The organism is Nocardia nova NBRC 15556 (assembly GCF_001613005.1).
Lineage (GTDB): Bacteria > Actinomycetota > Actinomycetes > Mycobacteriales > Mycobacteriaceae > Nocardia > Nocardia nova.
The window spans coordinates 37,679-50,011 of sequence record NZ_BDBN01000039.1 but is presented as its reverse complement, the minus strand read 5'-3'; the positions used below and the strand labels follow the sequence as shown (position 1 = coordinate 50,011).

14 protein-coding genes and 1 pseudogene are annotated in these 12,333 nt (G+C 67.8%); 4 read left to right on the top strand and 11 right to left on the bottom strand.

Going from position 1 to position 12,333, the window contains the following annotated elements:
• Positions 1 to 39 precede the first annotated feature (39 nt).
• The 3 genes from NN2_RS17040 to NN2_RS17030 all read right to left on the bottom strand — a co-directional run bounded on the left by NN2_RS17040 (position 40) and on the right by NN2_RS17030 (position 2,489).
• On the bottom strand, positions 40 to 264 hold the full coding sequence (locus NN2_RS17040; RefSeq protein ID WP_082857040.1) for a hypothetical protein: 225 nt from the start codon (positions 262 to 264) through the stop codon (positions 40 to 42).
• 35 nt (positions 265 to 299) lie between these two features.
• The gene (locus tag NN2_RS17035; RefSeq protein WP_063014794.1) at positions 300 to 1,055 is read right to left on the bottom strand and encodes an HNH endonuclease family protein; all 756 of its coding nucleotides are present in this window, start codon (positions 1,053 to 1,055) and stop codon (positions 300 to 302) included.
• Positions 1,056 to 1,370: 315 nt separating this feature from the next.
• Positions 1,371 to 2,489: an NAD(P)H-dependent flavin oxidoreductase gene (locus NN2_RS17030; protein WP_030514376.1), complete on the bottom strand. Its 1,119-nt coding sequence runs from the start codon at positions 2,487 to 2,489 to the stop codon at positions 1,371 to 1,373.
• A 336-nt stretch (positions 2,490 to 2,825) separates the two neighbouring features.
• On the opposite strand from NN2_RS17030, the gene NN2_RS17025 reads away from it, so the two are divergent.
• Entirely contained in the window at positions 2,826 to 3,275 is a 450-nt protein-coding gene (locus NN2_RS17025) for an SRPBCC family protein (protein ID WP_036523855.1), read from the top strand.
• A 34-nt stretch (positions 3,276 to 3,309) separates the two neighbouring features.
• Here NN2_RS17025 and NN2_RS17020 read toward each other — a convergent pair whose 3' ends face one another.
• The 4 genes from NN2_RS17020 to NN2_RS17005 are packed head-to-tail and all read right to left on the bottom strand — an operon-like array spanning position 3,310 to position 7,096.
• A complete protein-coding gene (locus NN2_RS17020) occupies positions 3,310 to 4,653 on the bottom strand; it encodes an aldehyde dehydrogenase family protein (RefSeq protein ID WP_063014792.1) in 1,344 nt (447 codons plus the stop codon).
• Positions 4,650 to 5,330, bottom strand: a complete 681-nt coding sequence (locus tag NN2_RS17015) for a DNA topoisomerase IB-related protein (RefSeq protein WP_082857039.1) — start codon at positions 5,328 to 5,330, stop codon at positions 4,650 to 4,652. Before NN2_RS17015 ends, NN2_RS17020 begins: the two co-directional genes overlap by 4 nt.
• Before the next feature lie 51 nt (positions 5,331 to 5,381).
• Positions 5,382 to 6,425: a MerR family transcriptional regulator gene (locus tag NN2_RS17010; RefSeq protein WP_063014790.1), complete on the bottom strand. Its 1,044-nt coding sequence runs from the start codon at positions 6,423 to 6,425 to the stop codon at positions 5,382 to 5,384.
• A complete protein-coding gene (locus tag NN2_RS17005) occupies positions 6,419 to 7,096 on the bottom strand; it encodes a HEAT repeat domain-containing protein (RefSeq protein WP_156511360.1) in 678 nt (225 codons plus the stop codon). Before NN2_RS17005 ends, NN2_RS17010 begins: the two co-directional genes overlap by 7 nt.
• Positions 7,097 to 7,187: 91 nt before the next feature.
• Here NN2_RS17005 and NN2_RS17000 point away from each other — a divergent pair, with 91 nt between their 5' ends.
• Complete coding sequence (locus NN2_RS17000; RefSeq protein WP_063014786.1) at positions 7,188 to 7,802, top strand: class I SAM-dependent methyltransferase; 615 nt, start codon at positions 7,188 to 7,190, stop codon at positions 7,800 to 7,802.
• Between the two features lie 71 nt (positions 7,803 to 7,873).
• Positions 7,874 to 8,335 (top strand): DUF8821 family protein, encoded by a 462-nt coding sequence (locus NN2_RS16995; RefSeq protein WP_030514381.1) that lies wholly within the window; start codon positions 7,874 to 7,876, stop codon positions 8,333 to 8,335.
• A gap of 7 nt (positions 8,336 to 8,342) precedes the next feature.
• Here the strand turns inward: NN2_RS16995 and NN2_RS16990 are convergent, their stop codons facing one another.
• The 3 genes and pseudogenes from NN2_RS16990 to NN2_RS16980 all read right to left on the bottom strand — a co-directional run bounded on the left by NN2_RS16990 (position 8,343) and on the right by NN2_RS16980 (position 10,380).
• The gene (locus tag NN2_RS16990) at positions 8,343 to 9,383 is read right to left on the bottom strand and encodes a fused (3R)-hydroxyacyl-ACP dehydratase subunits HadA/HadB (RefSeq protein WP_063014784.1); all 1,041 of its coding nucleotides are present in this window, start codon (positions 9,381 to 9,383) and stop codon (positions 8,343 to 8,345) included.
• Positions 9,384 to 9,619: 236 nt separating this feature from the next.
• Positions 9,620 to 9,839 (bottom strand): annotated as a pseudogene (locus tag NN2_RS16985) (YciI family protein); the annotation flags it as partial.
• A 43-nt stretch (positions 9,840 to 9,882) separates the two neighbouring features.
• Positions 9,883 to 10,380, bottom strand: a complete 498-nt coding sequence (locus NN2_RS16980; RefSeq protein WP_063014779.1) for a pyridoxamine 5'-phosphate oxidase family protein — start codon at positions 10,378 to 10,380, stop codon at positions 9,883 to 9,885.
• Positions 10,381 to 10,610: 230 nt separating this feature from the next.
• On the opposite strand from NN2_RS16980, the gene dinB reads away from it, so the two are divergent.
• Positions 10,611 to 11,837 carry a DNA polymerase IV gene (dinB, locus tag NN2_RS16975; protein ID WP_063014777.1) on the top strand — a complete coding sequence of 409 codons (1,227 nt, stop codon included), beginning with the start codon at positions 10,611 to 10,613 and terminating at the stop codon, positions 11,835 to 11,837.
• A gap of 16 nt (positions 11,838 to 11,853) precedes the next feature.
• Here the strand turns inward: dinB and NN2_RS16970 are convergent, their stop codons facing one another.
• Entirely contained in the window at positions 11,854 to 12,273 is a 420-nt protein-coding gene (locus NN2_RS16970) for an NUDIX hydrolase (protein WP_030514386.1), read from the bottom strand.
• Positions 12,274 to 12,333 lie beyond the last annotated feature (60 nt).

The window sequence follows — 12,333 nt, the reverse complement described above, 5'->3', positions numbered from 1 at the left end:
GCGCAGCGTCGCGGACGGTCGACTTCTGGGGCCGGGCGCTCAGGCCTCGAACGGGATCGTGTTGCCCGCGGCGTCACGGTTGCCGCGACCGGCGTCGATCGCGCTGACGAGTTCGGCGACGTCGGTCCAGGTGCGGGCGGGTTCGCCATCGAGATTGCCAATGTGATACCAGGTTTCGGTATCCCGATAGCGAACCAGTCCCCTGCCCTGCTCGTCGACGGTGACATCGAGTTCGCCGGACACCGTCCCTTCCTCGTCGGTCATGACGGCGGCCTTCCCGGTGATTTCGATGATGTCGCCTATGTGAACTCTCCTCGGTGGAGGCAGTCGTCGACCGCGGTGCGCATTGCGGTCTGTTCCGCCGTGTCGATGGTCAAACCGTATTTTACCTTGATGCGAATGTAGCGCTGAACGTACTCGCACCGGAACACGCCGGGTGGCAGATAATTCGCCGCATCCTGGTCACCCTTGGACCGGTTGGCCGACGGGTCGGAGGCGACCAGATTGATCGCGTCGTTGGCGATATTGCGGCGCGTATCGGTATCGGCGGATTGCGCGCCGGAACGCCAGGCCTCTGCCAGGGGGACGATATGTTCGGCGTCGACTCCGGCGGGGTCGGTGATCCATTTGTAGGGCTTGAGTTTTCCGGTCTTGGCGTCGAGTACGCCGTAGCGGTCGCGCCAGCCGCCGTCCTTGCCGAGAGTCAGTTTGCAGGTCGCGGCGTCGAGGGTCACCGATCCGGTGGCATCGCGCAGCATCATCACATCGCGGGTGGTGCATTTGGCGTACTGGGCGTATTTGTCGCCGAATCCGTGTTCGGGAGTGTTCTGATCCCAATGCGGGAATTGTTCGCGGCTGTACCCGGTCATCGGCGCTTCCGGTGCGACCACGAGTTTGCCCAGCAGGGCGTTGACTTCTTTACCGGAAAAGGTCGCGGCGGCAGCGGAATCGGGTTTCGGATCGTTCTTCTTGCCGGTGTCGTCGATGAAGCTGTACACCACGGCCAGCACGACGGCGAGGAGGACGGGCGCCACGATCGCGGCCAACCGGCGCATACCGGGAGAGGATATCTTCACCACCGCGCCCCGATCGTGTCGCCGGTCGCGCACCGGGGGCCGCGGAATGCCCGGGGCCGGAAAGCGGTGCCTTCGAGCGCAATCCGAGCAAACTTCCGGACGGTGGGGTTCTGATCAACTTGCCGGCCGCATTCGTGCCGTTCACCATATGTACTTCTCATCGCGCATACAGAGTGTCAACCGGCACCGGCAAACCGCAAGTGCACCAGTTGCTTCCGTAGCCGCTTCGATATGGAGTCCAGGCCGGAGAGAACTGTCCGGCAGGGCGCGGCGGGCCCTGCCGGACAGGCTTGTTCAGCTGTTGAGCTTGTTCAGCCGCTCGCAGGCCTCGAGGTATTCCTCCATCAGGCGCTGCATGACGTCGGAGGTCCGCTCGACCTTGTTCATCATGCCGACGACCTGGCCGACGGGGTTGAAGTTGACGTCCTTGGCCGCCTCGGGATAGCGGTGGCCGCGCTTGACGCCGTCGAGGGCGACCATCATCTGCAGCGGCATGCCCAGCGGATCCGGGGTGTCCGACCGCTCCCACGCCTCGGTCCAGTCGTTGCGCAGCATGCGGGCCGGCTTACCCGTCCACGCCCGCGACCGGACGGTGTCGTGGCTGGTGGCATCGATGTAGGTCTGCATCTGCGCGGGCGGCACATTGGCCTCCTCGACGGTCAGCCAGATCGAACCGGTCCACGCACCCGCGGCGCCCATCGCCATGGCGGCGGCGACCTGGCGGCCGTTGCCGATACCACCGGCGGCGAGCACCGGCAGATCGCCGACGGCGTCGATCACCTGCGGCCACAGCACGAGAGAGGAGATCTCACCGCAGTGGCCGCCGCCCTCGGTGCCCTGGCAGACCACGAAGTCCAGGCCGGCGCGCTTGTGGTTGAGCGCATGCTTGACCGAGCCGCACAGTGCGCCGATCAAACGGCCGGAGTCCTGGACCTTCTTGATGATGTCGTCGGGCGGGGTGCCTAGCGCGTTGGCGACCAGCTTCGCCTTGGGGTGTTTCAGGATGACGTCGACCTGCGGACCGGCCGTGGTGGCGGTCCAGCCCAGCAGCTGCTCGTGATGTTCGTCCTCGGGCAGCTTCGGGACGCCGTGGTCGGCGAGGATCTTCTCGGCGAAATCCCGGTGGCCCTGCGGAACCAGTTTGGCCAGTTCGGCTTCCAGCTGCGCGGGGCTCAGCCCGTCGATGCCCTTGCCCTCGTACTTGGACGGGATGACGAGGTCGACGCCGTACACGCCGTGCACATGTTCATCGAGCCAGGCCAGTTCGACCTCCAGCTCCTCGGCGGTGAAACCGACCGCCCCCAGGACGCCGAGCCCGCCGGCGTTGCTCACCGCGGCGGCCACGTCGCGGCAATGGGTGAAAGCGAAGATGGGGACATCGATGCCCAGTCGTTCGCAGATCTCGGTATGCATGGCGGGGTGACTCCTCTGGTCTTCCGGCGCTGGAACTTCGCCACAACACTAGAACACGTTTCATATTCAGACTAGTGACTCATCGGTCAGGAATCGAGAGCTGAGCCGAAAATGCCGGTCGACGGCGGTTACACGCCGTTGTCGAGGAGGGGGTCATCGACCCGTTTTCGTCATTCAGTGTGGGCAACATGTTCTAGTTGGTGGTTGATCGACCGCTATGTCGAGTCTGCGCCATCCGGACGCGCGGCAACCTTTGCCGACCGGCCGGTTCCGCCTGCGCCGCCCGGAGACGTGGAATGCTCGTGCCATGGATGTGATCGGGCCGGGGGTCTGCCGGTGACCTACGAATCGGAATTGGATCCGGCCGCGGTGGAGATCGGCGGGTTCTTCCCGCACCCTCCGGCACTGCTGTGGCGGGCGCTGACCGAACCGGATCTGGTCGAACGCTGGCTGATGCGGTCGATCGGGCTCGAACCGGTGGTGGGCACACATTTCATCTTCGCCGTCCCGACCGAGCCGAGCGCGGAGATCGCGTGTGAGGTGCTGGCGGCCCGCGCGGGTGAGCAACTGACCTACACCTGGATCGACCTGCGGGCGAAGTTTCCCGCCCGGTGGGTGGTCGACTGGGTGCTCGAGGCGCAGGGGCGCGGGACGCGAGTGTTGTTGACGCAGACCGGTTTCGACATCGGCGATCGGCGGCAGAAGATGGCCCGCAACGCGATGGAGCGGGGATGGCGGGGCACCTTGAACCGGCTGCACGAGGTGCTCGACGAGGTCGAATCCTGACCCGGTCGAATTGTGTGCTCTGCCGGGTGAACGCTCAGCGCCGCGGCGGCGCGGGCTCCATGTGCACCACCTTGGTGGTGGTCATCTCGTCGAGAAGTTCGGGGCCGTAACCGAATCCGGTGCCGGACGTGCCGCGCGGTTGTGCCGCGCCGCCGGGTGCGCCACCGAAGACCGAGTTGATCTTCACCGTGCCCACCGGCAGTGTGCGCCAGGCCTGTTGCATATGTTCCATCGAGTCGGTCAGGACCGTCGCCGCCAAGCCGTAGTCGTCGCGGCATGCCGCATCGAGGCCCGTCGCGAAATCCGCGACCACCTGGACGGGTGCGATCGGCCCGAAGGTCTCCTCGCGGACGACGCGCATTCCGGGGCGGCAGTCGGTGAGCACCGTCGCCGGATAGGCCGTGCCGGGCCCCTCGGGAATGTGCCCGCCGACCAGCGCTTTCGCGCCCGCTGAGAGCGCTTCCCGCACGTGCGCGTGCACCTGCGTACGCAGCCGCTCGTCGACCAGCGGTTGCGGATCGAGATTCCACCGCCGCGCCTGTTCGCACAGCGCCGAAACGAACTGCTCGGCGACATCGCGATGCACGTAGATCCGCTCCACGGAGACGCAGATCTGCCCGGCGTTGGCGAAGGCGCCCAGTGCGGCCTGCTCGGCGGCCCATACCGGGTCCACATCGGCGTCGACGATCAGCGGATCGTTTCCACCGTTCTCCAACAGCACTTTCGCGCCCGTGCGCGCACCGGCCGTGGCGATGGTGCGCCCGGTGGCGGTGCCGCCGACGTGGGCCACCACATCCACGCCGGGCAGCCCGGCCAGTGCCGCGCCCACCCGTCCGTCGCCGCGCACGGTCTGCAATACGCCGTCGGGGCAGTGCGTCTCGAGCAGTCGCCCGAACAGCTCACCGGTTCGGGGGCACCGTTCACTGGGCTTGTGCACCACCGCGTTTCCGGTGGTGAGCGCGGCACCGACCAGCCCCGCCGCGATGGCGACCGGATCGTTCCACGGTGTCAGGGCGACCACCACGCCGCGCGGCGGCGCGATCATGAAATCCGTTGCGTCCCAACTGCCCTGCAGAGTGTGGCCGCGATGGACGGGCCCCAGCTCGGCGTACTGGTCGAGCGTGCCGGCGCCGGCCAGCACCCCCTCCCGGCCCGAGGCCGCCGGGCGGCCGGTCTCGGCTTCGAGGGTGGCGGCGAGCTCGTCCGCGTGCTCGCGCAACGCGGCAGCCCCGGCGCGCAGCGCCTCGGCTCGGCTCGCCGCGGGCGTGCGGGCCCAGCTCGACTGTGCGGTGTGCGCGGCGTCCACGATGGTCATCAGGTCCAGGTTTCCCGTCACCGACTCGGCCTCGATGCGGGTCGCGTTGTCGATCTCGGTCATGGGCGTGGAGTACCCCGGCGTTCTCCGGCAAACTTCTCGGCACCGGGGTGTTGCCCAATGCCTCGGCCACCTCGGTCATCACCTGCCGCACGGCGCTGTTGCGACGACGCTGCGAATTCGGGCATTCGGTGGCCGCCAAGCCGGCGGCGGATTCCGCCTTTGGCCACATAGTCGAATCGCATCTCCTTCCCCGAGACCCGGACCTGTTCGTGCAACAGCGTGGCCACGCCGCGGGTGCCGTTCTCCTCGGCGTATTCCTCACTGCCAATGCGGAAGACGCCGCGGTCGAGCAGGCCGATCACGACGGCCTCCACGCGGCGCCGATCCAAGCCGGAACGCCGCAGATCGGCGCCGACCTGCTCGCGCAGGCTCGGTAGCTGTGCCGCCACCTCGAGCATGCGGTCGAACTTCTCCTCGTCGCATCCTCGCCGCCACTGTTCGTGATACAGGTACTGCCGCCGCCCCGCCGCGTCCACCCCGACCGCTTGAATGTGCCCGTGGGCGTGCGGGCAGATCCACACCTTCCGCCAGGCCGGCGGGATCACCAGGTCGTCGATGCGTTGCGTCGCTTCGGGATCGGTTACCGCGAAGCCGTTCTCGTCGACATAAGCGAAGCCCTTGCCCCGCCGGACCCGGCCTATTCCGGCACCGTAGGGCGTGCTGCGCCGCAACCGCATCACGACACTCCTCTCGTCCCGCGCATCGCGCGATACCCGCGCGGGACGCGATCATGCGAGTTCGGTGGAACCGCGGTCGCCGCCGCGGGGCGCCGGTGGCTCTTGTTCGAGCGTGCGGACGAGAGCCGCGGCGAGCAGAGCGACCGTCCGATCGTCGTCGTTCATCAAGGGCCGCAACGTATTCAGTGCGAGGGAGCCGGGCAGCTCGGCCAGCGCCTGGGTGAGCCGGAGCCGCACCGGTGAACCCGGCGGGTGCGCGGCCAGCTCGCCGGCCAGTGCATTCAGAATGTGATCGGCCCATTTCGCGTCCCGGGCCAGCGATCCCAGGAGTTCGGCCGCCTCGACATCGTTCGGGCCTTCGATCACGGTGGCGACGAGTTCCGGAACCGCTCGGGTCTCCCCGCGCGCGCCGAGGGCGAGGGCGGAGATTCTGCGGACGGTCGGGTCCGCGTCGGTGAGCGCGTCCAGTAGCACCGCGCCGGCCTCCTCCTCGGGTATCTCGGCCAGTGCCGAGGCCGCCCGCCGCCGGACCTCGACATCGGCGGAGTCCAGGCCGGAGGCCACGTGCAGCACACCTTCCGCTCCGGCCCGGGCGAGCGCCCACCGCAGCGCTCCGGCGACATAGGGATCGGATTCGGTGAGCACCGCCTCGGCGAGCAGTTCGGCCGGCATCTCCTCGGCCGGGGCGAGGACGGCCTGCTGCCGCCGGGCGGCATCGGACGACCCCAGTCCACGCAGGAGCTCGACGATGCGCAGCGCGTCCTGCCAGCCGGAGGGTTCGGCCGCCTCGACCGCACGCAGCCGTTCGAGCAGCTCCCGGTCCCGGCTCAGCCGTTCTTCGGTCGCCCGCACCAGGTCGCCGACCAGTGCGGACGGTGTGAAGCCGGGGTCGTCGAGGGCCCGCCCGATCTGAGTCAGGGACAAGCCCAGCGACCGCAGACCCTCGACATGGAAGATCCGACGGATGTCCGCGACGGAATATTCGCGATAGCCGCCGACGGTGCGGCCGGTCGGCCGCACCAGCCCCAGGGAGTCGTAGTGCCGGAGCATGCGGGCGCTCACTCCCGAGTAACGGGCCACCTCGCCGATCAGCACGCGGTCGACTCCTCCCGGTCCGGTCCGAGCGCACGAACCCGTCTGGCCTGGTCGATCGCGAGGTCGAAACCGGCGTCCGGATCGTGCAGCAGGACTTCGGTGGCGCGCGCGTGTGCCCGCACCACCGGATCCGGGTTCGTCGTCGCCGACCGCAGGACCGGCTCGACGACCTCGCCCAAGGCGACCAGGGCGCGGCTCAGACTCAGCCGCACCTCGCGGTCACCGCGGCCGAACTGGGTCGCCAACGTCTGCGCCAGTACGTCCTTGTCGGCGTCGGGCACCAGGACGACGGCGGCCCGCCACGCACTGCGCGCGACGTCGTCGTCGGCGTCCTGCAACAACGACCGCGTGATCGCGGGCCAGGCGCTGCGGTCCCCGATCTTGGACAGGGTATGCAGCGCCTGGCTGCGCGCCTGGGGACGGTCCGAACCCAGTTGCGCACGCAGCTTCGGAACCGTCACCGCAGCCGGAAACCGGGTGAGCGCCCAGGTGAGCATGTCGCGCACGAAGAAGTCCGGCTCGATCGCGCACCGCTCGACCAGCGCATCGACGGCGTCGGCCGCGGGACGGGTGCCGAGCGCGAGCGCCGCCTCGAGCCGTGTCGACGAGTTGTCCGCCGCCAGCGCGTCGAGTAGTCGCATGTTCTGTGGGTTCCTGTGTGTCGAAGTCATCGGGACCACCTCCGGCAGTCAAGTGAAGACCTTGTCACGATGGCAAGGTCAAGTACACGCACCGGACCGAGAGAAGAAGAGGCAACAGACCATGAGCGGACGCACGCCCAGCCAGTGGGAAGAGATCACTGCGGCCGATCCGGCACATTCGACGTGGTACGTGGAGCGCTTCCGGGCGATGGCGGCCGAGGGCGCGGACATCGTGGGCGAAGCGCGCCTGATCGATGCGATGGTCGGGCGCGGTAGCCGGATTCTGGACGCCGGATGCGGGCCGGGGCGGCTGGGCGGCTACCTGTATCGCGCCGGACATGTCGTGGTCGGAGTCGACGTCGACCCGGTGTTGATCGCCGCGGCGGAACAGGACCATCCCGGTCCGACCTGGCTGGTCGGTGACCTCGCCGAACTGGATCTGCCCCGTCGCGGGATCGAAGCCGGCTTCGATGTGATCGTGTGCGCGGGCAACGTGATGACGTTCCTGGCGCCCTCCACCCGAGGCGCGGTGCTGTCCGGTTTCGCTCGCCATCTGGCGCCGGCCGGGCGAGTGGTGGTCGGATTCGGCGCCGACCGCGGTTACGATTTCCCGCAATTCCTGGCCGACGCCGAAGACGCCGGACTGCGAGTGGATCTGCGGCTTTCGACATGGGATCTGCGCCCGTTCACCGACGACTCCGGCTTTCTGGTGGCGGTGTTCTCGCGCGCGGAGTGAGACCGCGCCTGCCCGGTTCGCGCCGCGCGACGCTGTAGAGTTCGACCGACACACTCGCGGAGGAGTTCGCCATGACCTACACAGTGGACTTCACGACGGTATCGACCGAAGGCCTCGAATCGTCCCCGGTCGCGGACGCATTGGCCGGCCTGCGCGCCAACGAGGCCCGATACTTCAAGAACAAGTACGACCACGTCTTCACCGTGGAGCCGGCCAAGGAGGCCCAGTCGACCGTCGACTGGGTCAGCCGGATCCTCGAGGACGAACGCGGCATCGTCATCGCCTCCCGTCCGCTCGAGGCCACGGCCTTCGAAGCGGACGGCATCCGCTTCGCCTACGTCTTCTACGAAAGCGGCCTGTCGATCAACGTCATGTATTCGATCGACGATTCCGGTAAGCGAGCGGTGGGTTTCAAGCTGTCCGACGGGATGGAAATCCCCACGGAACTCTCGTCTTTCAAGTTCGCGAGGCAGAAGTCGAAGCTGGCGGGCACGATCCGCGGCTCCTACTTCGTCATCAAGAACCAGTATTGATTCGCGGTCAGGCCAGGCGGACATCCGCCGTGGCAAGGCCGAAAACCTTGCGGCCCGCCGACTTCGCGACGATGACGACGACCGCCGTCCTGGTCTCGGGATCGATCGACTTGATGCGGCCCGTGAACTCCACCGTGCCGGCGGCGTCGGCCTCGATAACGGTGTAATTCGACAGCCGGACACCGTATCTGATCACCGCGCCCGGGTCACCGAGCCATCCGGTGACGAAGCCGGCCCCCAAACCCATCGTGAGCATGCCGTGCGCGATCACGTCGGGAAGTCCCGCGAGCGCGGCGATCTCGGCATGCCAATGGATGGGATTCGCATCCCCGGAGACCCCGGCGTAATTCACCAGATCACCGCGCGTCAGGTTCACCGACCGCGCGGGAAGTTCGGCACCGACGGCGATGTCCTCGAATCGAGGCGCGGTATGCGGGGTGCGCGTGCGTGAGACAGGCGAAAGGCGCACCGCGGCACCGGAATCCGAGTCTGCCGGCGGCACGTTCACCTCCGCGGTAGCGGTCGTGATCCGGGGAATGGTGTCGAGACCGCTCATGACGACGCGTTCGATCGTCTCGCTGATCTCGGCGCCGACGTCCGCACCGGTGAGGCCGAGGACGGTCGTGTGCATGATCTGCGCGATGTCACCGGATCCGTCGGTGAAGGTGTTGGTGATGGTGAGCAGATCCCTGCCCCCGATACGACGCACCGAGGACAATTCCACATCGCTGACCAAGCGGTCGCCGGTGAGCACCGGCTTGTACATCTCGAATACCTGGTCCGTCTGCACGACCACGTCGTAGCCGTTCATGACGTCCTCCAGCAGCCGGCGATTGGCCAGCATCGCGACGGTGGAGATAAAGGTGGTCGGCGCGATGAGCCCGGCGTATCCGAGCTCACGGGCGGCGTCCTCGCTCCAGTGTGCCGGGTGGAAGTCCTGTACCGCTCGCGCGTACTCGCGGATCTTCTCCCTTCCCACCTCGTAGAAGTCGTCCGTGCGATAGCGATGCCCCACCAGCCCGGTCACATCGAACGTCGCCTCCACCAAGGCCTCTCCTCCATTCGGATCACGTCGACACTCGCACCGGCAGCACCGGATTCACGAGTGAGACATCACCTTCTCACACGACACCGGCTTCGGCGCGCGGCGCGAAGCTCACTCGGTTGATGTCGTCGGGCGGTCGGGTCGACGACGCAGCAAGGTCCGCACCCGTGCGGCCTCGCGGGTGAGGTGGTCACGCTCCGGCACGCTGGTGGCGGCGGCCGATGCCGCGGCGTACAGGTCGGCTGCCCGCCCGCACCGGGCGCCGCGGACAACTCACCGGCCAGTTCGAGCGCCCGCCCGATGATCGACGTATTCGCCGGTGGTCTGCAGTCGTGCGGCGAAGTCTTCCGTGTATTGCACGTGGGCGGTGATCTCCTCCGGGGCCCACTGATCCATCGGTACGTCGTTGACCGCCGCGGGCGCACCCCGATAGTGCTCGAGCAGTAGGTATTCGGGCATCATCGTCTCCTCGGTGGGCACGGCACGGAACCGGCCGTGGTGGTCAGGCCCGCTGACGTTCGGCCCGCTGCCGGACCAGTTCCTCGACCGCACTGGGCAGGGTGTTGTCGAAGTCGATGAGCTTCACCCAGGTCGGGGTGATGACGATCCGGACCATGCCGTCGTAGAGCGAGCGGACTTCCGCCTCCCACTCCACGCGCTGTTCGGGGGTCATCTCGTAGCTGCCGTTCATCTGCAGGTATTCCTCGGGGATGCCGTCGACGACGTCGAGTTCGGCATGTCCGCGCAGAAGAAGGATCTTCGGCGGATGAACCTCGGTGTCGATCGTCAGCGCGACCTGAGGATTGTGCCGCAGCGAGTGCAGTTTCGGGGCGTTCTTCGTCGTGCAGAGCACGATCTGCGAGCCGTTCCAGGTGAACGCGATCGGGACGTTGCGCGGGGTGCCGTCCTTGGCGACGTACGCCAGACGCAGCAGGTCGCGGGCCAGCAACTCCCGGCTGATCGGGCGGTCGAGGATTTCGGTGATCTCGTGCTGTTCCATGACTGTCGCTCCTGTGTCGGTGGTCGAGCGGGCCGTTCTCGGTTGCTCGTATCTCTGGGACGGAGCCGGTTCGGCGTTCTCGACATCGGTGGCGAATGTTTGACGAAATTTTTTCGAGGCGTCCGTTCCATCCGAGTCGGTCGATCCCGTGCGTTCCGATGCTCGCACCCCTGGGACGGAGCCGCCCGAGACCGTAGGCGGCGCCACGAGAGTGGTCTAGTATCGAACATGTGTTCGCATCGGATGAGGGGGCGGAGGAAGGGGGCCGTCAGGGGCGGGCGGCGATTTTGCATGCCGACCTGGATTCGTTCTATGCGTCTGTCGAGCAGCGGGACGCACCGGAGTTGCGGGGAAAGCCGGTGATCGTCGGGGGCGGGGTGGTGCTGGCGGCCAGTTACGAGGCGAAGGCGTACGGGGTGCGGACGCCGATGAATGCGCGGCAGGCGTTGCGGCTGTGTCCGCATGCGGTGGTGGTGCCGCCGCGGATGTCCGCCTATGCGCAGGCGAGCCGGGCCGTATTCGAGATCTTCCGCGACACCACGCCGGAGGTCGAGGGCATCTCCATCGACGAGGCCTTTCTCGATGTCGCTGGGCTGCATCGCATTTCGGGCGCCCCGATCGATATCGCGGCCGGATTGCGGGCGCGGGTGCGGGCCGAGGTCGGACTGCCCATCTCGGTCGGCGTGGCGCGAAGCAAATTCCTCGCCAAGGTGGCCAGTGCGGTGTGCAAACCCGACGGCCTGCTGCTGGTGCGTCCCGAGGCCGAACTCGAATTCCTGCATCCGCTGCCGGTCGAACGGCTCTGGGGAGTGGGCGAGGTGACCGCCCGGACATTGCACGAACACGGCATCACCCGGATCGGGCAACTGGCCGATACCGACCCGATGGAGTTGTGCGGTCTGCTCGGTCGCGCCGCCGGCCGGCATCTGCACGCCCTGGCCTGGGCACGCGATCCGCGCCGGGTCGACACCGGTCGCCGGCGCCGATCGATCGGTGCGCAACGCGCGCTGGGGAACCGGCCTCGCACCGATGCCGAGATCGAGGCCTACCTGCACGGCCTGGCGGATCGGCTCGGGCACCGGTTGCGGGCGGCACGACGGATCTGCCGAACCGTGGTGCTGCGCTTACGGTTCGCCGATTTCGGTCGCGCGACCCGTTCGCACACCCTGCCGACCGCCACCGACGACGGGGCGACGATCCTGCAGGCCGCCCGCACTCTGCTCGGCGCCGCTCGCCCCCTGATCGAGGAGCGCGGCATCACCCTCATCGGCCTGGCGCTGACGAACCTGCAGAATACGGATCCGCGGCAGCTGATGCTGCCGTTGGACGCCCGCCCGGACACCACGCTCGACGCGGCACTGGATGCGGTGCGCGACCGCTTCGGCGCCGGAACCGTCACCCGGGCCGCACTGCTCGGGCGCGGTGAGGGCTTGTCGGTGCCGCTGCTCCCCGACTGATTCGCCGGGCCCAGAGTCACTGCGCCGGTAGCAGTCCGCGTGCCACCAGATCATCGAACAGCACCTGGTCGACAGGCGGCACCGCGGCCCGGTCGGCGTAGGTGAACCAGGCGATTTCGGCGATTTCACTGCTCGGCTCGATGGTGCCGGCGTAGTCCGCGGTGTAACAGCTCATTCGCACCGAAACCTCGGTGGCGCCGGGCAATTCGGCCTCGTAGGTGCCGACGTGGGCCACCGATTCCGGAATCAGCACCACGGTGAGCTCCTCGGAGATCTCCCGGATCAGCGTCTGCCGATCGGTCTCCTCCCCCTCGCGCTTGCCGCCGGGAATGTAGAACTCGTCCTTGCCGTCCGGGCGGGCGCACAGGATCCGGCCGTCCTCGATCAGCACCCATGCCACGGTATCGATGAGGCGTCGTGACGATTCGATCCGCATCCGCGCAGCCTACCCGGGTGTACCCCGACCGCCCGGCGTCGGACGACGCCTCCGCGGCCG